14 protein-coding genes are annotated in these 23,235 nt (G+C 72.1%); 7 read left to right on the forward strand and 7 right to left on the reverse strand.

Going from position 1 to position 23,235, the window contains the following annotated elements; all coding sequences use genetic code 11:
* Positions 1-3 precede the first annotated feature (3 nt).
* Together ACIOFR_RS03645 and ACIOFR_RS03650 are read right to left on the reverse strand one after the other, a co-directional pair.
* A complete protein-coding gene (locus ACIOFR_RS03645; protein WP_400992143.1) occupies positions 4-2,532 on the reverse strand; it encodes a discoidin domain-containing protein in 2,529 nt (842 codons plus the stop codon).
* A gap of 372 nt (positions 2,533-2,904) precedes the next feature.
* Positions 2,905-4,137 carry an ROK family protein gene (locus ACIOFR_RS03650; RefSeq protein WP_400992075.1) on the reverse strand — a complete coding sequence of 411 codons (1,233 nt, stop codon included), beginning with the start codon at positions 4,135-4,137 and terminating at the stop codon, positions 2,905-2,907.
* A 144-nt stretch (positions 4,138-4,281) separates the two neighbouring features.
* Here ACIOFR_RS03650 and ACIOFR_RS03655 point away from each other — a divergent pair, with 144 nt between their 5' ends.
* Genes ACIOFR_RS03655 through ACIOFR_RS03670 form a run of 4 tightly spaced genes read left to right on the forward strand, consistent with a single transcriptional unit; the run spans position 4,282 to position 8,815 of the window.
* Positions 4,282-5,595: an ABC transporter substrate-binding protein gene (locus ACIOFR_RS03655; RefSeq protein ID WP_400992076.1), complete on the forward strand. Its 1,314-nt coding sequence runs from the start codon at positions 4,282-4,284 to the stop codon at positions 5,593-5,595.
* A gap of 46 nt (positions 5,596-5,641) precedes the next feature.
* Positions 5,642-6,592 (forward strand): carbohydrate ABC transporter permease, encoded by a 951-nt coding sequence (locus ACIOFR_RS03660; protein ID WP_400992144.1) that lies wholly within the window; start codon positions 5,642-5,644, stop codon positions 6,590-6,592.
* Entirely contained in the window at positions 6,585-7,427 is an 843-nt protein-coding gene (locus tag ACIOFR_RS03665; protein ID WP_400992078.1) for a carbohydrate ABC transporter permease, read from the forward strand. Before ACIOFR_RS03660 ends, ACIOFR_RS03665 begins: the two co-directional genes overlap by 8 nt.
* 20 nt (positions 7,428-7,447) lie before the next feature.
* Positions 7,448-8,815 carry a GH1 family beta-glucosidase gene (locus ACIOFR_RS03670; protein WP_400992080.1) on the forward strand — a complete coding sequence of 456 codons (1,368 nt, stop codon included), beginning with the start codon at positions 7,448-7,450 and terminating at the stop codon, positions 8,813-8,815.
* Here the strand turns inward: ACIOFR_RS03670 and ACIOFR_RS03675 are convergent.
* Positions 8,812-10,842: a CocE/NonD family hydrolase gene (locus ACIOFR_RS03675; RefSeq protein WP_400992081.1), complete on the reverse strand. Its 2,031-nt coding sequence runs from the start codon at positions 10,840-10,842 to the stop codon at positions 8,812-8,814. The genes ACIOFR_RS03670 and ACIOFR_RS03675 overlap by 4 nt on opposite strands.
* A gap of 267 nt (positions 10,843-11,109) precedes the next feature.
* Positions 11,110-12,090, reverse strand: coding sequence for a hydrolase (locus ACIOFR_RS03680; protein ID WP_400992083.1), 981 nt, complete (start codon positions 12,088-12,090; stop codon positions 11,110-11,112).
* Between the two features lie 265 nt (positions 12,091-12,355).
* On the opposite strand from ACIOFR_RS03680, the gene ACIOFR_RS03685 reads away from it, so the two are divergent.
* On the forward strand, positions 12,356-13,459 hold the full coding sequence (locus tag ACIOFR_RS03685) for a HoxN/HupN/NixA family nickel/cobalt transporter (protein ID WP_400992085.1): 1,104 nt from the start codon (positions 12,356-12,358) through the stop codon (positions 13,457-13,459).
* 143 nt (positions 13,460-13,602) lie between these two features.
* On the opposite strand, the gene ACIOFR_RS03690 is transcribed toward ACIOFR_RS03685, so the two are convergent.
* Positions 13,603-15,726 (reverse strand): NPCBM/NEW2 domain-containing protein, encoded by a 2,124-nt coding sequence (locus tag ACIOFR_RS03690; RefSeq protein ID WP_400992145.1) that lies wholly within the window; start codon positions 15,724-15,726, stop codon positions 13,603-13,605.
* Positions 15,727-16,201: 475 nt separating this feature from the next.
* Here ACIOFR_RS03690 and ACIOFR_RS03695 point away from each other — a divergent pair, with 475 nt between their 5' ends.
* Positions 16,202-18,628, forward strand: a complete 2,427-nt coding sequence (locus ACIOFR_RS03695; protein WP_400992087.1) for an endonuclease/exonuclease/phosphatase family protein — start codon at positions 16,202-16,204, stop codon at positions 18,626-18,628.
* A 130-nt stretch (positions 18,629-18,758) separates the two neighbouring features.
* Here ACIOFR_RS03695 and ACIOFR_RS03700 read toward each other — a convergent pair whose 3' ends face one another.
* Together ACIOFR_RS03700 and ACIOFR_RS03705 are read right to left on the reverse strand one after the other, a co-directional pair.
* Positions 18,759-21,461, reverse strand: coding sequence for a PKD domain-containing protein (locus ACIOFR_RS03700; RefSeq protein WP_400992088.1), 2,703 nt, complete (start codon positions 21,459-21,461; stop codon positions 18,759-18,761).
* A gap of 189 nt (positions 21,462-21,650) precedes the next feature.
* Entirely contained in the window at positions 21,651-22,583 is a 933-nt protein-coding gene (locus ACIOFR_RS03705) for an SGNH/GDSL hydrolase family protein (protein ID WP_400992090.1), read from the reverse strand.
* Between the two features lie 392 nt (positions 22,584-22,975).
* On the opposite strand from ACIOFR_RS03705, the gene ACIOFR_RS03710 reads away from it, so the two are divergent.
* The coding region (locus ACIOFR_RS03710) for a hypothetical protein (protein ID WP_400992092.1) at positions 22,976-23,235 on the forward strand (260 nt) is incomplete at its 3' end.

Raw genomic sequence — 23,235 nt, forward strand, 5'->3', positions numbered from 1 at the left:
GGGTCAGGGGTAGGAGACCACGTTGGACGGGGTGGTGGAGGTGCCCGAGGTGGCCGCCCCGACGTTGTTGATCACGTGGTCGAACTGGCCGTTGCCACCGAGCGAGTTGACCAGGATGTCGTGGAAGCGCACGGCGGGCTTGGCGGGCGCCTCGAAGCCGTGGTCCATCCGGATGGTCGGGTCCACGTTGAAGTAGCAGTAGGAGCCGAGCCCCCAGGCCTCGTGGACGTCGACGCCGTCGTCGACCTTGTAGGCGGCGTAGCCCCGGGTGGCGCCGTTCTGGACGGCGGCCTGGTCGGGGGCGTCGTAGGCGATCTCGTTCTGGTAGAAGATCGTCCGGCCGCGCTCGCCGGCCCACTCCACGTCGTACTTCCTGAAGTGCTCGACGAACAGGCCGGTGGCCAGGACGTCGTCGCCGTGCACGACCATGCCGAAGTCGGACGGGTTGGCCGTCCAGCCGACGCCGGCGCCGTGGTCGGCCCGCCAGAGCCAGGTGTGGTCCACGACCGTGCTGTTGCTGTTGACCACCAGGGCGGTGGTGGCCGAGCCGGGGCCCGCGCCGCCGATCCGGGCGAACACGTCCTGGACGGTGGTCGGGTCCGCCGCGTGGTCGGCGCCGGCGCCGTCCGGGCCGATCTGGAGCAGCGCAGGGGAGTTGACCGGGCCCGCGTCGAACAGCAGGCCGGCGAGCCGGATGCCGTCCACGTCGGCGGTCCGCATCGCGACCACGCCGTTGTCGGGGACGACGGTGGCGAGGCCGAGGCCGAGCACCACGGTGCCGGGCCGGGTGACCTCGATCGTCCGGTCGACGTGGTAGACGCCCGGGGTGAACAGCAGGTTGAGGCCCTGGGACAGCGCCTGGTTGATGGTGGCCGCGGTGGCACCGGGCTTGACCAGGTAGAACCGGTCGAGTGGCAGCGAGCTGCCGGCGCCGGGGCCGTTCGCCCAGGAGACGCCGGCGGCGTCGGTGCGCTTGCTCGGCACGAACACCCGGTAGCCGTTGCCGTCGAGGTAGAGGAACGGCTTCTCGCGGGAGACCGGGGTGGTGGCGAGCGTGGTGTACGGCGGGTTGGGGAAGCCCTGGGCGGGGGCGCCCTGGACGCCGGAGAAGGTCTGGTTCCACACGCCGTTGGTGAACCCGCCGATGGCGCTGTCGCGGGTGTACCACTGCTGCTGCGAGTAGTTGCCGACGGTGCCGTCGATCCGGGAGTCGGCGATGTAGCCGCCGCTGGCCCAGCCGTAGCCGTTCGGCGCGAGGTCTAGACCGCCCTCGACGTGCATCCGGCGGAACGGCGCGGCCTGCGAGACCGCCCAGCGGTCGGTGCCGCTGACCGGCTTGAGGTGCAGGTTCTCCGCGGAGCGCCAGAAGTTCTGGGTGGCGTTGCCGCCCATCCAGCCCGCGTCCACGGTGACGTCGCCGTTGAAGGTGGTGTCGTCGGGGCTGAGGCCGAGGCCCGCGATCGAGGTGTAGAAGCCGATCTGGGCGTTGATGTCGTTGTACGTGCCCGGCTTGAAGAGCAGCGCGTACCGCTCGTTGCCGAACTGGTTGGACTCCTGCCGGGCGAAGACCTGGTCGACCCTGGCCTGGATGCCGGGCGTGGACGGGTCGAAGACCAGGACGTTCGGGCCGAGGTCGCCGCCGCCCTGGACCGGGGGCACGGTCGGACCGTCCGCGGTGTGCACGCCGAGCTCCCACAGCGAGTAGCCCCACGCGGTGCCCCGGGCGGTGCCGTTCATCCGCAGGTAGCGCCCGCTGCCGGAGACGTTCAGGGTCTCGGTGCCGCCGGTGCCGGTGGTGGTGGAGTAGACGGTGGTCCAGGCGGTCCCGTTGTCGGAGGTCTGGATCTGGTACGACTTCCCGTACGCGGTCTCCCAGTCGAGCACCACCTGGCAGATCTGCCGGGTCGAGCCGAGGTCGACCTGGAGCCACTGCCGGTCGCCGGGTGCGGAGGACCAGCGGGTGCCGGTGTTGCCGTCCACGGCGAGTGCGGGGGCGGTGCCGGCGTTCTCGGTGGAGGAGGCGGTGGCGGGGCGTCCCTGGGCGGCGTCGGCGGTGCCGCAGGTGCCCGGGGTGGTGGTGCCGAAGGAGCCGAAGACCTGGAACTCCCAGAGCGAGTAGCCGTAGCCGGTGCCCCGGGTGATGCCGTTCATCCGCACGTAGCGGCCGGTGGCGGAGAGGTTCAGGGTCTCGGTGCCGCCGGTACCGGTGGTGGTGGAGTAGACCGTGGTCCAGGTGGTGCCGTCGGCGGAGGTCTGGATCTGGTACGCCTTGCCGTACGCCGCCTCCCAGTTGAGCACGACCTTGCCGATGGTGGCGGTGGCGCCGAGGTCGACCTGGAGCCACTGCTGGTCGGCGGGGGCGGAGGACCAGCGGGTGCCGGTGTTGCCGTCCACGGCGAGTGCGGCGGTGGTGCCGGCGTTCTCGGTGGAGGAGGCGGTGACGGCCTTGCCCTGCGAGATCAGGGTGTCGGCGGCCTGGGCGGCGGTGCTCGGGAGCGCCAGGACGGCGCCGGAGAGCAGGGCCAGGCCCAGCAGGCCGGCGGAACCGCGGCGACCGAGGGCGGCTCTGCCGTCGGGGCGTGCTGAAGTGAGCCTCACGGGCTTCTCCTGCGGTGGGTGGGGTGGTGGGGGTGGGGCGCGGACGAGGGGACGTCCACGGGGACCGGCGGACGGGCCGGCCGGCGCGGCACAGGGGCGCCGGGAGCGGGGCGATGGGGTCGCCGGTCGTTTCGACGGAGGCTCGGAGAGCGCTCCCCGGCAGGAGTCTCGGGGCCGCCCGGAGCGGGTGTCAACCCCCCGGTCGCGAGTCCGGACCGGAGCATCTCCCGCGCAGGGGAGGCCGGTTGACCGGCCGTCGGCCCCGCCCTCGCGGCGTCGTCGCTGGTCGGGGCAGGTGACGGCCGGTCAGCTCGTGGCTGCTGCCCGGGCCGGGAGTTCACCGCCCGAGTCGAGAAACTGCGACAGCGGCAGGGTGGCCGCGCCGACCGTGACGGCGTCCGGGCCCAGCCGTCCGAGCTCGATCGAGGTCTGGGCGCGCGGGAAGCGCAGCGCGTAGGCCGTCGCGGCCTCCCGCACGGCGGGCAGCAGGCGCGGGCCGAGCATCAGGCCGGCCCAGCCGCCGATCACGATCCGCTCGGGGTTGAACAGGTTGATCAGGTCGGCGATGGCCGCACCGAAGTACTCGGCGGCCTCCGCCAGCAGCTCGACGGCGGCGGGCTCCCCGGCCTCGGCCGCGGTCAGCAGGGCGGCCAGGCCGGCCTTCTCGCTGGAGCCGGCGGGCGCGGCGCCCCAGCGCTCGACCAGCGCCTCGGCGCCGACGTAGGCCTCCAGGCAGCCGCGCGAGCCGCACCGGCAGAGCCGGCCGCCGACGTGCACCTTGGTGTGCCCCCACTCGCCGGCGCTGCTGGTGGCGCCGCGGAACCGGACGCCGTCGGCGATCACACAGGCGCCCACGCCCGAGCCGAACAGGGCGATCACGGCGTGCCGGGTGCCCCGGCCCGCGCCGAACCACATCTCGGCCTGGCCGAGGGTCTTGGCGCCGTTGTCGACGTGCAGCGGCAGGTCGGTGCCGGCCCGCAGCAGCCGGCCGAGCGGCACCGCGTCCCAGTCGACGGTCTGGCTGTGCACCACGATCCCCCGGCCGTGCTCGGCCTCCTCGCCCTGTTCGACGATGCCGGGGACGCCGACGCCGACGCCGAGCACGGTGTCCGGGTCGACGCCGGTCGCGGCCAGCACCTCGGCCAGCCCGGTGAGGATCAACTCGACCACGTGGTCGACGTCGTGACCCTTGTCGGAGAGCGCGTGGTCGCTGGCGGCCAGCTCGGTCAGGGTCAGGTCGAACAGCGCGACCCGGACCTGTGTCTCGCCGACGTCCACCCCCACCAGGTGGGCCCGGCCGGGCGGTACCCGGAGCAGGATCCGCGGCCGTCCGCCGTCCGACTCGACCGAGCCGCACTCCTCCACCAGGCCGTCGGTGAGCAGCTCGCCGATCACGTTGCTGATCGATCCGGCGCTCAGGCCGCTGATCCGGCCGAGCTCCTGCCGGCTCAGCGGCCCGTCGAAGTACAGCCTGCGCAACAGGGTCGATCTGCTGCCCCGCCGCAGGTCACGCACGGTCTGCTTGCCTCGAAGTGTCATGGACTCTCCCTCCTGGGCTGAATCTACGCTGCACAAACCCTTGACGCCAGCTTTTCTCACACGTTAAATCACGGCGTGAAGTAAGCCGCCGCATCGCGCACTTCACCCCCCACCACGCCACCCCGCCCGAGAGGGGCAACGGTCATGCGCATCAACCGCCTCGCCGCCGCCACCGCACTTGTCGCCACGCTCGCCCTGACCGCCACCGCCTGCGGCGGAGGCTCCAGCAGCTCCGGCGGCGACAACAGCAGCCCCAAGACTCTCACGTACTGGGCCTCCAACCAGGGCACCAGCCTGGAGAACGACAAGGAGGTCCTGGAGCCCGAGCTGAGAAAGTTCGAGGCGCAGACCGGCATCAAGGTCAAGCTGGAGGTGGTGCCCTGGTCCGACCTGCTGAACCGGATCCTCGCCGCCACCGCCTCCGGCCAGGGCCCCGACGTCCTCAACATCGGCAACACCTGGTCCGCCTCCCTCCAGGCCACCGGCGCACTGCTGCCCTTCGACGACGCAACCTTCGCGGCGATCGGCGGCAAGGACCGCTTCCTGCCCGCCACCATCGCCTCGGCCGGCGCGGCCGGCAAGGACCCGGCCGCCGTGCCGCTCTACTCCATGGCCTACGGGCTCTACTACAACGTCAAGGCCTTCCGCGACGCCGGCATCGCGCACCCGCCCACCACCTGGGAGGAACTGGTCGCCGACGGCCAGAAGCTCACCGGGGACGGCCGGTACGGCCTGGCGATCGAGGGCGGCAACGTCTCCGAGAACGTCCACCACGCCTTCGCCCTCGGCCTCCAGCACGGCACCGCCTGGTTCGACGGCTCCGGCAGGCCCGCCTTCGACACCCCCGAGGCCGTCGCCGCGATCAAGCAGTACGTCGACTTCATCGCCAGGGACCGGATCGCCGCGCCCGGCAACGCCGAGTACGCCAACAACCAGTCCGTCACCGACTTCGCCACCGGCAAGGCCGCCATGCTGATGTGGCAGTCCGCCGGCGCCAACCTCAAGTCCCACGGCATGAACCCCGAGGACTTCGGCGTCGTCCCGATCCCCGTCCCCGCCGGCGCCTCCGGCACCCGGGCCACCACCTCGATGGTGGCCGGCATCAACCTCGCCGTCTTCAGGAACACCCGGAACAAGGACGGTGCGCTCCAGTTCGTGAAGTTCATGACCGGCGACGAGGAGCAGAAGCAGCTCAACCGGACCTACGGCTCCATCCCGCCGGTCAGGGCCGCCCAGGCCGACCCCGCCTTCGCCACCCCCGAACTGAAGGCCCTGGCCGACGTCCTGGGCAGTAGCGCCCAGCCGCTGCCGCAGGTCGCGAACGAGAGCCAGTTCGAGACCCTGATCGGCACCGCCGTCAAGAACCTGCTCGCCTCCGCCGCGGCCGGCAAGCCGGTCACCGAGGACACCGTCAAGGCCGAGCTCACCAAGGCCCAGCAGCAGATGCCGGCCTCCTGACGTGCGGACGCGACCGATCCGATCCGCCCCGATCCGATCCGCCCCGATCCGATCCGCCCCGATCCGATCCGCCTCGGGCCGGTCCCGCCCGGGCCGGTACCGCCCGAGCCTGCCCTACCTGCTCCTGCTCCCCGCCCTCGCCCTGGAGCTGCTGATCCACCTCGTGCCCATGGTGGTCGGCATCGTGATGAGCTTCAGCCGGCTCACCCAGTTCTTCATCCGGGACTGGTCGGCCGCACCCTGGACCGGCCTGGGGAACTACCGCACGGCGGTGGACTTCAGCGCCCCCGTCGGCCGGTCGCTGCTGCACTCGTTCTCGGTCACCTGTACCTTCACCGTGCTGTCGGTCGGCCTCTCCTGGCTGATCGGCACCGCGGCGGCGATCTTCATGCAGGACGCCTTCAAGGGCAGGGGGCTGCTCCGCGCGGCCTTCCTGCTGCCCTACGCCCTCCCGGTGTACGCCGCCGTCATCACCTGGTCCTTCATGTTCCAGCGCGACACCGGCCTGATCAACCACGTGCTGCACGACCAGCTCCACCTCACCTCGGACCGGCCGTTCTGGCTGATCGGCGACAACAGCTTCGCCGCCCTGCTCACCGTCTCGGTCTGGAAGTCCTGGCCGTTCGCCTTCCTCACCCTGACGGCCGGCCTGCAGAACATCCCGCGCGAGCTCTACGAGGCCGCCGCGATGGACGGCGCCGGCGTCTGGCAGCAGATCCGCCGGATCACCCTGCCGTCGCTGCGCCCGGTCAACCTGGTGCTGGTCCTGGTCCTCTTCCTGTGGACCTTCAACGACTTCAACACGCCGTACGTGCTGTTCGGCCGCTCGGCCCCGGAGGCGGCGGACCTGATCTCCGTCCACATCTACCAGTCCTCCTTCGTCACCTGGAACTTCGGCTCCGGCTCGGCCATGTCCGTGCTGCTGCTGCTCTTCCTGCTGCTGGTCACGGCCGCCTACCTGTTCGCCACCTCGCGCCGGAAGGGCGCCGATGATTAATCCACCCGCCTCCTACCGGTGGATCCGCCGGATCGCGCTCGCCGTGCTGCTGGTCTTCACCCTCACCCCGGTGCTGGTGATGCTCAGCTCCTCGCTGAAGCCGCTGCAGGACGTCCAGGGGCCGTTCCGCTGGATCCCCAGCACCGTGACCCTGCGACCGTACGTGGACATCTGGAGGACCGTCCCGCTCGGCCGGTACGTCGTGAACTCGCTGATCGTGGCCGGCGGCGCCACCCTCTGCTCGGTGCTGATCGCGATCCTCGCCGCGTACGCCGTGAGCCGCTACCGCTTCCGCGGACGCAGGCTGTTCACCGTCACGGTGCTGTCCACCCAGATGTTCCCCGGGATCCTCTTCCTGCTGCCGCTGTTCCTGCTCTTCGTCAACATCGGCAACACCACCGGCCTCGCCCTGTACGGCAGCCGGGGCGGGCTGATCCTCACCTACCTGACCTTCTCGCTCCCCTTCTCGATCTGGATGCTGGTCGGCTACCTCGACTCCATCCCGCGCGACCTCGACGAGGCCGCCGCCGTCGACGGCTGCGGACCGCTGCGGACCCTGGTGCGGATCATCGTCCCGGCCGCCGTGCCCGGCATCGTCGCGGTCGCCGTCTACGCCTTCATGACCGCCTGGGGCGAGGTGCTGTTCGCCTCCGTCATGACCAACGACGAGACCCGCACCCTCGCCGTCGGCCTCCAGGGCTACGCCACCCAGACCGACGTGTACTGGAACCAGGTGATGGCCGCCTCCCTGGTGGTCAGCGTGCCCGTGGTCGCCGGCTTCCTCCTGCTGCAGCGCTACCTGGTCGCCGGCCTGACCGCCGGGGCCGTCAAGTGACCCTCCGTGAAAGGTTTGCCGTGAACGACCTCAGTGCACTCCCGGACGACTTCGTCTGGGGCGCGGCCACCGCCGCGTACCAGGTCGAAGGGGCCGTGGACGCCGACGGCCGCGCACCCTCCATCTGGGACACCTTCTCCCACACCCCCGGGAAGGTCGCCGGCGGCGACACCGGCGACACCGCCTGCGACCACTACCGCCGCTGGCCCGAGGACCTCGGCCTGATGCGGCAACTCGGCCTGGACGCCTACCGGTTCTCCATCGCCTGGCCCCGCGTGGTGCCGCAGGCCGACGGCCGGGTCAACGCGGCCGGCCTGGCGTTCTACGACCGTCTGGTCGACGCGCTGCTGGAGGCCGGCATCACCCCCTTTCCCACCCTGTACCACTGGGACCTCCCGCAGGCCCAGCAGGACCGCGGCGGATGGCCCGAGCGCTCCACCGCGGAACGCTTCGGCGAGTACGCGGCCGTCGTCGCCGAACGGCTCGGCGACCGGGTCACCCACTGGGCCACCCTCAACGAGCCGCTCTGCTCGGCCTGGATCGGCCACCTCGACGGCGCCATGGCCCCCGGCCTGACCGACCTGACCGCCGCCGTCCGGGCCTCCTACCACCTGCACCTCGGCCACGGCCTGGCCGTCCGGGCGCTGCGGGCGCACGTCCCCGGCGCCCGGATCGGCATCGTCAACAACCTCTCCACCATCGAGCCCGGCAGCGACCGCCCCGAGGACCTCGCCGCGGCCGTCCGCGCCGACGGGCACATCAACCGCTGGTGGCTCGACCCGGTGCTCGGGCGCGGCTACCCGCAGGACATGGTCGACCTCTACGGCGTCGAACTCCCCGTCCGCGACGGCGACCTGGAACTGATCTCGGCCCCGCTCGACTGGCTCGGCCTGAACTACTACTTCCGCCAGATCGTCGCCGACGACCCCGCCGGCCCCGCGCCGCGCTTCCGCCAGCTGCCCGGCCCCGGCCCCGAGCACACCGCGATGCCCTGGGAGGTGCACGCCCCCGGCATCGAGGAACTCCTGCTGCGCCTCACCAAGGAGTACAACGCACCGAAGCTGTACGTCACCGAGAACGGCGCCGCCTACCGGGACACCGTCGCGCCCGACGGCAGCGTCCACGACCCGGAGCGCACCGCCTACCTGGAGCGCCACCTCGCCGCCTGCGCCTCCGCAGCCGCCCAGGGCGCCCCGCTGGCCGGGTACTTCGCCTGGTCCCTGCTCGACAACTTCGAGTGGGCGTACGGCTACGACAAGCGCTTCGGCCTGATCCGGGTCGACTACGAGACCCAGCGGCGCACCGTGAAGACCAGCGGCCACCGCTACGCGGAGCTGATCCGCCGGCACCGCGCCCGCAGCCGGCGGGACCTCGCGGACAAGTCCTAGCAGGCCGTGCGGGGGATCCGCCGCTCCCAGTGCCGGTCGAACAGGACGCTGCCGCCCTCCAGGGCCCGCACGTGGTCGCGGGTGATGAAGTGGGTGGCGTCGCAGCTGATCTCGGAGCGGCTCTGGACGGTGACGTCCCACCCGATGTCGGGGCGCTCCAGCCGGACCGTCCGGTCCGAGCGGGCCTGCGCGCCCAGGGGGTCGTCCGAGCCGATCCGGTACGCCTCCAGGGCGTGCTCCTGGTGGACCAGGCCGTCCGGATGGGTGTGGGCGGCGCCGACGTCGGGGGAGACCTCCAGCCGCCACTCGCCGGCGGCGACGTCGTGGACGGCCAGTCGGTCGGGGCGGGCGGTGAGCGGCTCGGCGGTGGCGACGTCCAGCGCTGTGGCCTGCTCGGGCGCCTCGAAGGTGATCGGGCGGCTGCCGGCGTCCGCGGCCAGGTGGCGCACCGGCAGGGTCAGTGTGCTGTGCCCCGGGTCGACCTCGAAGCCGGCCGCCTCGGGCTGCGGCCACACCCAGGGCCAGTACGAGCAGGAGAGCGCCAGCCGCAGCCGGTGGCCGGCCGGGAAGTCGTGGGCGACGGCCGTCAGGTCGAGGTCGACCTCCTCGACGGCGCCCGGCTCCCAGCCGACCGTGCGGTCCGTGCCGTGCCGGGCGGTCAGGTTGAGCACGCCGCGGGTGACCAGGGTGGAGGCGCCGTCCGGGGCGACGTCGCACAGCCGGGCGGCGACCTGGCCGCGCCGGCTGTCGCAGCGCACCCGCAGCCGCACGCCCGGGCGCCCCAGGACCTCGACCGCCTCGGGCAGCGGGGTGGAGTCGAAGCAGATCGAGCGCCCGTCCTCCTCCCGCTGGTCGGGCGGCAGGTCGGCGGGGCCGCCGAGCGGGCGCGGGTGTCCGGCGTCGATGCCGGTGTGCTGGGGGGAGCGGACCCGGACGAAGCGGTCCCCGGAGGCGGTGCCCGCGGTCCGCAGCGCGGTGTCCAGGCCGTAGTGGATCTCCCGGACGTCGGGGGAGGGCCAGGACTCGTCGCCCACCCAGCGGCCGGGCCGGTTGGCGTAGGCGGTGGCCGGCGGCACCGACTCGTTCATCCAGCTGCGCAGCGCGGGCTCGGTCAGTACGCCGGTGTCCCGGCCCCTGAGCCACTGGTCCCACCAGCGCAGGCTCTCCTGGAGGAAGCCGATCGCCGGGCCGGGGGGCCGTCCCCGGTCGGGGTACTGCTGCGGCCAGGGACCGATGATGCCGCGCACCGGGGCGTCCAGGTGCTCGACCAGGCGCAGCACGGTGTCCGCGTGCGGGCCGGCCCAGCCGGCCACCGCGAGCACGGCGGCGGTGACCGAGCCGTAGTCCTCGCGGAGGCTGCCGCGCCGCCAGTGGTCGTCGCGGTGCTGGTGGGCGAGCCGCTCGTGGACGGCGGGGGTCAGGGCGTCCAGCCGTTCGGTCCACATCCGCCGCCAGTCGTCGCCGACGTGGCGCGGGTCCGGCGGGAGGGCGGCGAGGGCCAGCGCGGCGGCGGAGCGGGCGTGCAGGTCGACGGCGTGCAGCGAGCCGCCCGGGTAGGACCCGTCGTCGCCGTACCGGTCGTCGGCGGCGCAGACGGCGACGACGGCCCGCAGCGGCGGGGGTGCGAGCGCGGCGATCCGCAGGCCGAGGGTGGCGCCGTCGGCGAGGCCGAACAGGCCGACCGCGCCACTGGACCAGGGCCGGCCGGCGAGCCAGTCGATCACCGCGGCGCCGTCGGCCTCCTGCTGCCCGCTGTCCTCGGCGGCCGGGACGCCCTGGGAGTTCCCGTGTCCGCGGGCATCGACCCGGACGGAGGCGTAGCCGTGGCCGGCGTACCAGGGGTGCCGCTCGGCGTCGCGCCGGGCCGTCCGGTCGGTGAGCCGGGAGGCCAGGTACTCCAGCAGGACGGGCACCGGTTCGGGGGTGACGGGCCGCCAGACCCGGGCGTGCAGCAGGGTGCCGTCGGGCAGCGGGATGCGGACGTCCTCGCGGGTGATCGGGTACGGGTACGAGGTGGGGTGCCGCATGGTGGCTGCTCCCTGCGCGTGGGCGGTCCGGTCGGCCGGTGGCCGTCGGGCCGGACGCGCGGGGAGCGGCTGAAGGCTCCGGGCGGCCCGGCCGGACGGTCGCCGAATCAGACAATAGTGGACATTGCGCCCAGCCTCCCGGTCGGTCGCCTGCTCGGGCTCCCGGTCGGCCGCCTGCCCAGCCTCCCGGTCGGCCGCCGCTGGGCACGGCCGGGGGTGCAGGGTTCGGGGCCGAGGCCGCGGCGTTCAGGCCTCGGGCCGCGGGCTTCAGGCCTTGCTGAGCCAGGCGGTGGCGTTCAGGGCCAGGGCCGCGTCGGTGCCGGCCGGGTCGTCCCAACCGTTGTAGAGGGTGTTGCCGGACTGGCCGGTGCCGTCGTCGACGGGGGAGCTGTCGCCCCAGGCGGCGACCCGGCCGCTGCCGAAGGTGCTGGTGACGAAGAAGGCGCCGGTGTTGCCGCTGTAGCCGGTGCGGTGGAGCAGGCCCTTGACGGCGGCGTTGTCGGCGGGCTTGAGGGTGAACGTGGTGCCACTGCGCAGGATGGAGCCGGTGACGGTGCCGAACGGCCCGTGCAGCACCGGGTCGGCCGGGAGGGAGTCGGCGCGCGGGTTGTCGGTGGAGATGTTGGCCAGGTCGACCGAGAAGCCGAACGGGTCGGTGTTGTCGACGCCGTTGCTGGTGAACAGGTCGTTGATGATCTTCGGGGAGTCCCAGCCGTCGTTGTTGCGGTCGCTGTTGAGGTGGTCGGAGATCAGGAACAGGCCGCCCCCGTTCTGCACGAACCGCATGACGGCGGTCTTCTCGGCCGCGCTGAATCTGGTGTTCGGCTCGGCGACCACGAAGGTGTCGAAGTTGGCGAGGTCCAGCGCGCCGCCGCCGCCGTAGCTGATGGTGTTGCCGGCGGGCAGCGTCTTCAGGGTGTACTGGCCGGTCCGTTGCAGGGCGACGCCCCAGGCGGAGAGGGCGCCGGTCCAGCTCCGCTCGGTGGTGGGGGCGGGGTTCTGGGCCAGCGGGTCGGGCTGGGCGGTGCTGATGATCCAGTCGGCGTTGCCGGCGGTCTCGGCCTTGGTGTTGTCGAACAGCACCCGGTGCGGGACGGCGGAGGTGGCGGCCTGCGCACCGGCGCGGGCGGGGGTCCGCGCCGCGGCGTGCGCGGCGGGGGCCGGGGCGGCGAGGCCGGTGAGGGCGGCCGTCAGCACGGCCAGGGTGGTGGTGGCGGCCTTGCCGCGGATGTGCCGGAAGGTGGTCATCTGCCGTTCCTCCGTGGGGAGTCGGGGGTGTCCGGGCCGGGTCGGCCGCGCGGACGGCATCGAGTATCCGCGCGTAGACGAGGCGGGCGTAAGTATCGGTGCGTTACCGGACCGTGTACGAGGTGTGACATCTCCCCGGCGGTCACCGGTCCGGTGTGCGAGATGTAGGCAGACGATTCGCGGTCGCTGTTGCGCATGATTTGCACATGGGTACAACAGGGGGGAAAACTGGCCCGGCTCGACCACCCGCCCCGAGAGGACCTCCATGTCAGCGACTGGCCGACTGCGCGACCGGCTCACCCGGGACGAGTGGATCCGTCTCGCGGGGATGGGCGGCTTCATCCTCGCCCTGCACGTCATCGGATGGTTCACCCTGCTGGCGGTCATCGCGCCCCGGCATTACGACGTCGGCGGCCAGGTCTTCGGCGCTGGCATGGGCCTGACGGCCTACACGCTGGGCATGCGGCACGCCTTCGACGCCGACCACATCGCGGCCATCGACAACACCACCCGCAAGCTGATGGGGCAGGGCAAGCGGCCGCTCTCGGTGGGCTTCTGGTTCTCGCTCGGCCACTCGTCCATCGTCTTCGGCCTGTGCGCGCTGCTCGCCTTCGGCATCCAGTCGCTGGCCGGCCAGGTCGAGTCGGACGACTCCTCGCTGCACAACGCCACCGGACTGATCGGCGTCTCGGTCTCCGGCACCTTCCTGGTGCTGATCGGGCTGATCAACCTCGGCGCCTTCAACGGCATCCTCAAGGTGTTCCGCAGGATGCGCCAGGGCGAGTACGACGAGGCGGAGCTGGAGCGCCAGCTCGACAAGCGCGGCTTCATGAACCGGATCCTCGGCCGGGTCACCCGGGCGGTCACCAAGCCCTGGCACATGTACCTGGTCGGCCTGCTGTTCGGCCTCGGCTTCGACACCGCGACCGAGGTCTCGCTGCTGGTGCTGGCCGGCGGCGCGGCGGCCTTCTCACTGCCCTGGTACGCGCTGCTGGTGCTGCCGGTGCTGTTCGCGGCGGGCATGAGCCTGCTGGACACCATCGACGGCTCGTTCATGAACTTCGCCTACGAGTGGGCCTTCTCCAAGCCGGTCCGCAAGATCTACTACAACCTCACCGTGACCGGCCTGTCGGTGCTGGTGGCCCTGGTGATCGGCGTCATCGAGCTGGTCGGGCTGCTCGGCGAGAAGCTGGAGATCACCTCGGGCCCGGTCGGCTGGATCGCGGAGCTCGACCTCAACCTGGTGGGCTACGCGATCGTCGGCCTGTTCGTGCTGACCTGGATCGGCGCGGTCGCGTACTGGAAGTTCGGCCGGGTCGAGCAGAAGTGGTCGGCGGCCGTCCGCGAGCCCGCCGCCGTCCAGGACTGACCCCCGGAGCGGCCCGCACCGGCCGCTCCGCCCCACACGTCGCCCCACCGCTCCGCACCACCGAGGGCCCGCCGGCCCGGAGTCGAACTCCGGACCGGCGGGCCCCGTGCCGTCCGGCACGGATCAGCGGCCCGGGCCCGCGCTCAGCAGGTCAGCTGCGGCGCCGCCCAGTCGGCGTGGTCCGAGGAGGCCCCGTCCCCGCCGTCGGTGACCACCAACCGCAGCTCCAGCGCACCCGTCAGATCGGCCGTCAGGTGCTTGGCCGCGTCCTGGTAGGTGAGCAGGCCGCTGTCGGCGGCCTTGGTGCCGTCCTTCCAGATCTGGAAGACCACCGAGCCCTTGGTGGCGGACTCGTCGTCCACGCCCACGTCGGTGCTGAGGGAGGTGCAGTCGCCGCCCAGGTAGTAGGTGATCTCGCTGTAGGCGTGGGTGCCGAGGCCCTTGGCGTAGGTCGCGCCCTGGACGGTCAGGGTGTGGCCGTCGCCCGCCGGGGCCTCGTTGTTGCTGCGGTCCCGCTCGACCGGGCCCCAGCCGTTGACCGCGGCGGACCACGGCAGGTCGCTCAGCGGCCGGGTGCCGGCCGCCGGGCCACCGCCGCAGGCGAGCTTGGGATCGGCCCAGTCGGCGTGGTCGTACCGCGCGCCGTCGCCGGCGTCGGTGACCACCAGCCGCAGGTCGGCGGCGCCGGTGAGGTCCGCGCTGAGCCGCCGGACCGCGTCGCGACCGGTCAGCGTCCCGCTGTCGGCGGCCTTGGTGCCGTCCTTCCAGATCTGGAAGACCACCGAACCGTTGCCGTACGCCTCGTCGTCCACGCCCACGTCCACGGTGATGTTCCGGCAGGTGCCGCCGAGGTGGTAGCGGATGTCGCTGGAGGCGTGCACGCCCAGACCCCGGCTGTACGCGGCGCCGCGCAGAGCCAGGGTGCGTCCGTCACCGGTGCCGGTCTCACCGTTGCTGCGGTCCCGTTCCGCCGGGCCCCAGCCGTTGATCGCGGAGGTCCAGGACAGGTCGCTGAGCCGGTTCATCCCGGCGGGCGGCGGCACCGGGCTGCCGGGGGTGACCCGGAGCATCACCGTGCCGTGCGCCGGCACCGAGGCGCTGATCGCCCCGGTGGTGCTGCCGGTCTGCTTGCTCCACAGGTCCTTGACGGCGTACGAGGTCGCGCCGCCGATGCCGACCGCCTGAACGGTCGTGGCGACGGTCGCGGTGAACGTCCCCTCGTTGGTCAGGGTCACCGCACGGCTGCCGTCCGCCAGCGGCTTGGACATCACGACCTTGCCGCCGGAGGAGGACACCACGGTGCCCTGCCGGCCCAGCGGGTCCTGGTCGACGGCTATGACGTCCTTGTTGGTCAGGATGTCGAAGGTCTCCGCGTCGGCCGTCCGCAGGTCGGTGCCGATCAGCAGCGGGGCGGCCATCTGGGCCCAGAGGCTGAAGTGGGTGCGGTACTCGGTCTCGGTCATCCCGCCGTTGCCGACCTCCAGCATGTCCGGGTCGTTCCAGGCACCCGTACGGGCGTACGGTGCGAGCTGCTGGTTCTGGTGCGCGATGGTGATCATGCTGGACCAGGAGTCGCTGATGTCGCCGGTGGTGCGCCAGGAGTTGCCGACCGGCTGCGCCCAGTTCCACGGCTGGTTGGCGCCCCACTCGCAGATGCTCAGCAGGATCGGGCGGCCGGTGGCCTGGAGCGCGTCCCGCATGGTCGTGTACCGCTGCCGGGCGTCCACGCCCTGGTTGTTGCAGTTGTCGTACTTGAGGTAGTCCACGCCCCAGGAGGCCCACAGTGCGGCGTCCTGCCGCTCGTGGCCGAGCCCGCCGGGGAAGCCCCTGACGTCGCAGGTCCTCGTCCCGGCGCTGGAGTAGATGCCGAACTTGAGGCCCTTGGAGTGCACGTAGTCGGCGACGGCCTTGATGCCGTTGGGGAAGCGCACCGGGTCGGGCACCAGGTTGCCGGCGGCGTCCCGGTCGGGCAGCGCCCAGCAGTCGTCCAGGTTGACGTACTGGTAGCCGGCCTCCTTGAGGCCCTTGCTGACGAAGAGGTCGGCGATGCCCTTGACCATCGCCTCGTTGAAGTCACTGCCGCACCAGGTGGAGTTCCAGTTGTTGAAACCCATCTGCGGAGTGAGGGCGAGGCCGTTGTCCAGGGCCAGTGCGGGCGGCGCACTCGCCAGCTGGACGGTCGCGGTGAGGGCGGCGCCACCGGTCAGCAGGGCGAGCGAGGTGAGCGCCGAGACCGATCGGCGGCGCCAGGTGGTTCTGCGGGACAGCACGGGTGGGCTCCTGCAGGGTGAGGGTGAGTCGGAACAGAAGGCAACCAAAGCCAACGCGTTCCAACGGAATGTCACACATGACAGCGGTGATTCCCGGACCCGTCAAGGGTGTTGACGCAGCTTCAGATCAGGCCGTTGGCCGAAACCGGCGGGAGGTCGACTCGAATCAACAGGTCGACGGCCGACTGTTGGGAAATGTTGATCTATGCAGGGAGCCTGTCCAAGGGCTGGACGCCTTCGTGCCGGTGGGCGACCGTGTCCGCGCCAAGAGTTAACGCGCAAGCTCTTGTCGCGTCATTTTCTACGCGCGTATCTTTGGCAGGCCGACGTGCCCGCGGGCCTCGGATCTACGCGAGTAGTAAGCGCTCTGACATACCCTCAACCGCCCGGAGACCCCACGTCGGCCGGGCCGCCGCCCTGCCCGGAACGGACCGCCGTGACGGGACCGGGCAGATCAAGGAGTCCTGTACCGGTGTCCAAGCCCACCGCCCGCCCCCGCTCCCGCAGGGCGCTGCTGCGCGCCACCATCCTCCCGGCCGGCGTCGCGGCCTCGCTCGTGCTCGTCCCGCTGCCGGGTGCCGCCGCCGCGCCGTCCGCCGACGCGGTGATCGCCGAGGTCTACGGCGGTGGCGGCAACTCCGGTGCCACGCTGAAGAACGACTTCATCGAGCTGGCCAACAAGGGTGGCGCCGCGTTCGGCCTGGCCGACTTCAGCGTGCAGTACATCTCGGCCAGCCCCGGCCCGACCTCGGCGTGGAGCGTCACCCCGCTCGCCGGTTCGATAGCCCCCGGCGGCCGCTACCTGGTGGCCGGTGCGGCCGGCACCGGCGGCACCGTCGACCTGCCGACCCCGGACGCCACCGGCACCCTCGCGCTGTCCGGCACCGCCGGCACCGTCGCCCTCGTCCAGGGCACCGCCCCGCTCACCTGCAAGACCGCCGCCGACTGTGCCGCCGAGCCGCGCGTGCGCGACCTGGTCGGCTTCGGCACCGCGGTGGTCCGCGAGGGCAGCGGCCCCGCCGCCGGCGCGAGCAACACCGCTTCGGTGGCCCGCGCCGCGAACCTCGCCGACACCGACGACAACGCGGCCGACCTCAAGGCCGGCGACCCGACCCCCACCAACAGCAAGGGCGAGAGCACCGGCGGCCCGACCACCCCGCCGAACCCGACCGAGCCCGGCACCGTGCGGATCCACGACATCCAGGGCACCACCCGGGTGTCGCCGAAGGCCGGCCAGACCGTCCCCGGCATCCCCGGTGTGGTCACCGGCGTGCGCACCTACGGCTCCAAGGGCTTCTGGATCCAGGACACCACGCCGGACGCCGACCCGGCCACCAGCGAGGGCGTGTTCGTCTACACCGGCAGCGCCGCCCCGACCGTCAAGGTCGGCGACTCGGTCCTGGTGACCGCCAAGGTGACCGAGTACTACCCGAACCAGGCCGGCGGCAGCCAGTCCGTCACCGAGCTGACCAACCCGCTGGTGACCGTGGTCTCCTCCGGCAACCCGGTGCCCGCGCCGGTCGTGCTGAACGACGACTCCATCCCCGCCGAGTACACGGCCCAGGCGGCCGGCGGCTCGATCGAGGCCCTGCCGCTGAAGCCCGGCACCTACGCGCTGGACCTGTTCGAGTCCCTGGAGGGGATGAACGTCCAGGTCAAGAACGTCCGCGTGGTGCAGGCCACCGACCAGTACCACGAGCTGTGGGTCGAGGCCCGGCGCGAGGACGAGAAGTCCAAGCGCGGCGGCGCGGTCTACCTCGGCTACGACAAGCCCAACTCCGGCCGGCTGATGGTCCAGGCGCTCACCCCGGAGGCCGAGAAGCCGTTCCCGCTGGCCAACGTCGGCGACCAGCTCAAGGGCCTGACCACCGGCCCGCTGGACTACAACCAGTTCGGCGGCTACACCCTGGCGGCCTCCACCCTGGGAACCCTCCAGGACAACGGCCTGGAACGCGAGGTCACCAAGCCGGCGGCGGCCGGCGAACTCTCCGTCGCCACCTACAACGTGGAGAACCTCGACCCCGGCGACCCGGACGCCAAGTTCGCCGAGCTCGCCAAGGGCGTGGTGACCAACCTGCGCTCGCCCGACATCGTGACCCTGGAGGAGATCCAGGACAACAACGGCGCCACCAACGACGGCACCGTGGACGCGAGCGCCACCGTGGCCAAGTTCGTCGCCGCGATCAAGGCGGCCGGCGGCCCGGCGTACGACTGGCGTGCCATCAACCCCGAGAACAACAAGGACGGCGGCGAGCCCGGCGGGAACATCCGCCAGGTCTTCCTGTTCAACCCGCAGCGGGTCTCCTTCACCGACATCGCGGGCGGCTCGGCCACCACCGCCGTCGACGTCGCCGGCAAGGGCCGGACCACCGCCCTGACCGCCTCGCCCGGCCGGATCGACCCCGGCAACGAGGCCTGGAACTCCAGCCGCAAGCCGCTGGTCGGCCAGTTCTCGTTCAAGGGCAAGAAGGTCTTCGTCATCGCCAACCACTTCAACAGCAAGGGCGGCGACCAGGGCATCGACAGCCGCTTCCAGGCCCCGACCCGCTCCTCCGAGGTGCAGCGGGTCAAGCAGGCCGGCATCGAGCAGGCCTTCGTCGCCAAGCTGCTGGCCGCCGACCCGCAGGCCAGCGTGGTCTCGCTCGGCGACTTCAACGACTACCAGTTCTCGCCGGCGCTGACCGCGCTCACCAAGGGCTGCGTCCTGCGCGACCTGGTCAACGAGCTCCCCGAGAAGCAGCGCTACTCCTACGTCTACCAGGGCAACTCGCAGGTGCTCGACCACATCCTGGTCAGCCCCGGCGTGACCCACGCCAAGTACGACGTGGTGCACATCAACAGCGAGTTCGCGTCGCAGGCCAGCGACCACGACCCGCAGGTGGTCCGGATCAAGCCGTGACCGCCCGCCGGTGACGGTCGGCCGGTGACGTCCCGCCGGTGACGTCAGGTCCGTGACGGCCGGCCGGTGACCGCACGCAGCACGAAGCCCCCGGGGCGACCCGGGGGCTTCGTGCTGCCGTGAGAGGGTGTTACAGCTGTGCGGCCGACAGCAGCGTCACCGGGGCGGTGGCGCCGCCCGCGCCGGGCGCGGTGACGTCGGCCCAGGTGGACCAGCGGCCGGCGGTGTAGTCGCCGTTGGCGTTGAAGACGTGGCCGCCGCTGACGCCGTAGAGGCGCAGCGTGTTGTAGCTGCCGCCCCAGGTGGTGGCGCTCAGCTGGGTGACCGAGCCGCGGAGCCCGGTGACGGCGGTGACGTCGGCCCAGGTGGTCCAGGTGCCGGCCCGGTAGTCGCCGGTGGCCTGGTGGACGTTGCCGCCGGCCAGCGCGAGGACGTGGAACTTGGAGTCGATCGCGGCGGCGGACAGCTCGGTGATGCCGGCCGGGTTGCCGATGGCGGCGCTGAGGTCACCGCTGCTCCAGCGGCCGGCGGTGTAGTCGCCGTCGGCGATCCGGACCCGGCCGTCGGCGCCGAGCGCGGCGACGTGCAGCGCGTTGCCGATGGTCGCCACGGCGATGCGGGTGGTGCCGGCGGGCAGCCGGGCCTCGCCGGTGATGTCGCCCCAGGCGCTCCACCGGTCGGTCGCACGGTCGTGGGAGGCCTCGTACACCCGGCCGTTGGAGACGGCGACCAGGTGGGTGGTGGTCCCGATGGCGGCGGCGGCCACCTGGGTCACGTCGGGAAGAGCTCCCGCGCCCGTGGCCGCGGTCACCTCGGACCAGCTGGTCCACTGACCCAGGTCCATGCCGCCGGACGACCCGACGAGGTGGAACGGCTCCATGCTGCGGTCCGCGGCGTAGATCCGGCCGCCCGCGACCGCGAAGGTCCGCAGCCGGTCCCAGTGCACGCCGACGGTGGTCAGCGCGGTGACCTGGTCCGGCGAGAAGCTCGCACCGGTGGCCCCGACCGGGGCGAACGGGGACCAGAGGTTGCGGTCGAGGTTGTTGCCGGCGTCGAGGAGCCCGGCGGAGGTCCGGGCGATCACCTGGACGCGCTGGGACGGGAGCAGGACCTCGTAGGCGGGGTCGGCCTTGACCACGACCTGCTTGGTCCTGGAGGCGGTGCGGCCGGCGTCGTCGGTCACCGTGACCTTGACGTCGTACGTGCCGGACCGCTGGTAGGCGTGGTTGTTGAACTGGTCGTTGCTGAGGACGGTGCCGTCGCCGAAGTCGACCTGGACGCCGGTGACCCGGTAGGGCGAGGTCGAGGTCGACGCGACGTGCACGCCGAGCCTGGTGTTGACCTCGGTGGTGAAGTCGGCGACGAGGTCGGCGGGCGCGGACACCTCCACCGGGAAGCTGGTGGTCGAGACCCGTTCGCCACGGGCGTCGGTCAGGGTCGCCACCACGTAGTAGCTGCCGGGCTGTTCGTAGGTGTGGCCGATCTCGGCGCCCGAGGTGCTCACGACCGGCGCGGTGCCGTCGCCGAAGTCGTAGGAGTAGCTGACGAGGGGGGAGTTCCACTCGCTCTGCGCCGAGGCCTTCGCCTGGATCGCGAACGGCGCGACGCCCCTGGGGTACCGGACCTGGTCGCCGCGGAGGGTGATGCCGGCGGTGCGCAGGCCGGTGCGCTCGAAGGCCCCGCGGTCCCGGACGGTCCCGCCGGGGCCGGTGTTGCCGACGGCCGGGTGGTCGACCGGGCCCGCGCCGAACAGGTCGGTGCCGACGCCGGGTGCGGCGGGGTCACCCGAGTCGATGGCCGCCGTCGCGCTGTCGGGGAGCTGGTTGAAGGGCCAGTTCAGGTACGGGTCGAAGGCGGTGTCGAGGTCGGCGTCGTGCCCGCCCTGCCCGGTCGCCGACCGGAACGCGGCGACCGTCGGGTAGCCGGTGCCGGCCCAGTCGTAGGACGTCCCGCCCGGCCAGGGGTGGACGGTGTTGTAGTCCACCTTGGCACTGCCCGCGGCGCCCGCGGATACCACGACCGGCGCCGGCTTACCCGCGCAGGTGCGGTCGTCCTGGTTGCCCGCGTTGTGCATGGTGATGAGGTTGTTCTCGACCACCGCGCCCGTCGAGGCGCCGCCGAGCACCACACCGGCACCGCACGGGAAGGCGACGGTGTTGTTGGTGACCGCGGAGTCCGGGGCGTCGGTGACGGTGACCGCGTTCAGCGCGACCGAGTTGAAGTCGTTGGCCGTCACCAGTGTGGAGCGCGCGCCCTCGACGAGCACCCCGGCGGAGCCGAGGAAGAGGTTGCGGCTGACCGTGACGTGGTCGCTCGCGCCCGACACCCGGACGGCGGCGGGGCCGGTCTCGAGGGTGAACAGGTTCTGGTCGACCGTCACCCGGCTGGAGTCGGAGACCGCCACCGCGGTCTCGGCGTCGCCGTCCTGGAATCCCCGGACCACGACGTCGTGGACGTTCGAGAGGACGAAGGCCTTCTCGCCGGGGGTCTTGTGGTGGAGAGTCGGCAGGGCGGAGTTGTCGATCTGGAGCGTCCCGCCGAGGAAGGTGATCGGCTTGTCCGCGGTGCCCGACCTGGTGACGTGCACCTCCTCCTGGTAGCCGGCGAGGCTCGGCAGGACCCGGACCGTCTGGCCCGGTTCGGCGGCCTTCGCCGCGGCGGAGATGGTGCAGTACGGCTGTGCGACGGTGCCGGCGCCGGCGTCGGAGCAGCGCGCGGGGTCGTTGTTGTTCACGACCAGGACGGCCGCGGCGGCCGTCGCGGCGGGGATCGGAAGTCCGAGGACGGTGGTGACCGCCGCGGCGGTCAGTCCGGTGACATGTCTCAGACGCATCTGGGGCTTCTCCTGGAGTCAGGGCGTAGCCCGCGACTCCGCCCTGACGCACCTTCGAACGCTGGGCGGAGAAGCGGTGAAGATCCGCACAGCTTGTCACCCGAACGACCCGGCCGTCGAACCGGATTCCGGGGCGCCGCGGACGGCCCTCGGCGGGCCGCCGCGACGCCCTCCGGCGCCGGTGGTCCGTCAGCGGCCCAGCGCCTTCAGTACGGCGCGGGACATCACCTGCTCGCCGGTCGCGTTCGGGTGGAAGGGGACGGCGAGGGAGTGCGGGATGGTGCCCTCGATCCAGCGGTCGTCCGAGCAGATGTCGTGGCCCTTGGTGGGTGCGGCGGTGTCGACGTAGGTGGCGCCGTTGGCCGCGGCGGTCGAGGCGAGCATGGAGTTCAGGCTGCCGAGGACGCCGCGCAGGTAGGCGACGTCGCCGACGGTCACGGGCTGGCGTCCGACGCAGTCCCACTCGTCGTCGGGCAGCACGGACGGGTAACCCACCAGCAGGACCTTGGCCTTCGGGGCCTTGGCGTGGATCCGCTGCAGGGCGTCGGCCAGCTGTGGGCGGGCGGCCGCGATCCGGCGCTGCAGGGTGTCCTCGCCCCACTGCCACCTCCAGCTGTTCCAGTCCCAGTGCCCGTCGGCGTAGTGGTCCTTGCAGGGGGTGCCGAGCGGGTTGACCACCGCGCCGCCGATGCAGGTGGCGATCACGTCGGCGATGCCGAGGTCGGAGGTGCCCAGGTCGTTGCCGCCGATCCCGACGGTGATCAGCTCCGTGTCGGCGGTGACGGCGTCGAGCTGGGGGTCGTTCACCCTGATGAAGGCGTCGTACTGGGCGGAGGTGATCGCCTTGATCTTGGCGGCCGAGCAGGTGGTGTCGGTGTACGAGCTGCTGTGCAGCGCGGCGGCCACCAGGTGTCCGTAGTTGCGGTCCGAGCGCAGGCACAGGCCGGCGTACTGTCCGGGCACGCCCGCGCCGGCGGCGTAGGAGTCGCCGAGGGCCACGTACTTGCCGGTGCCGGCGGCGGCCTGGGCCGGGGCGCCGAGGGCGGTCAGGGCGGTGAGGGCGGCGGCCATCAGGACGCCGCCCGCCAGGACGGACTTTCGTTTCGGGGCAGGGCCGAGCACGGTTCCTCCTGGGGGAGAGAAACGATCGGTGGGTGGGGGTGCGTGTGAGCCAAGCCACAGCGGCTACTCATTGGTAAGTTACTGGCACGTTAAGAGGGTGTCCAGGCCCCCGTCGCCATCAATTCAGCCTGAAGGTCGGTCAGTTCTCCTTGGAATTACGCTCCATGGTGGAGCGCAACCACGCCTTCCCCAGGTTCCCCGAGGCGTTCGCGAATCCGTCCGAAAAAAGTCTGTGCGATTTTCTGTTATCCCCGTCCGCCCCACCCGTCTCCTAGGTGTCGGCACCCACACCGACACCTGCCGTTGAGGGAGAGACACACATGGGACGCAGGGGAGCGGTATCACGCCGCCGAAGCCGAAATCGTCGCGGTCGGCTGCTGGTCGCAGCCACCGTGACAGCCGGCCTCATCGCGGGAGCCGTCACGATCGGCACCGCACTGGAGGGTGACCGCCCGGTGGTGGTGTCCGCCGACGCCGCACTCTCGCAGGAGATCGGCCCGGCGGCCGGTCCGCTGCACAACGAGGCACCCACACCGGTGGCCTCGGTGCCGGAGGGGGACATAGGCAAGGGCATGGTCTACACCGGCCTGGTGGCCGCGGGCACCGGCGACAAGTGCGTCGGCGTCTACAAGGTCTCCGAGGCCGGCCTGTG

Origin of the sequence: Kitasatospora sp. NPDC088346 (assembly GCF_044740765.1) — a bacterium.
Classification (GTDB): domain Bacteria; phylum Actinomycetota; class Actinomycetes; order Streptomycetales; family Streptomycetaceae; genus Kitasatospora.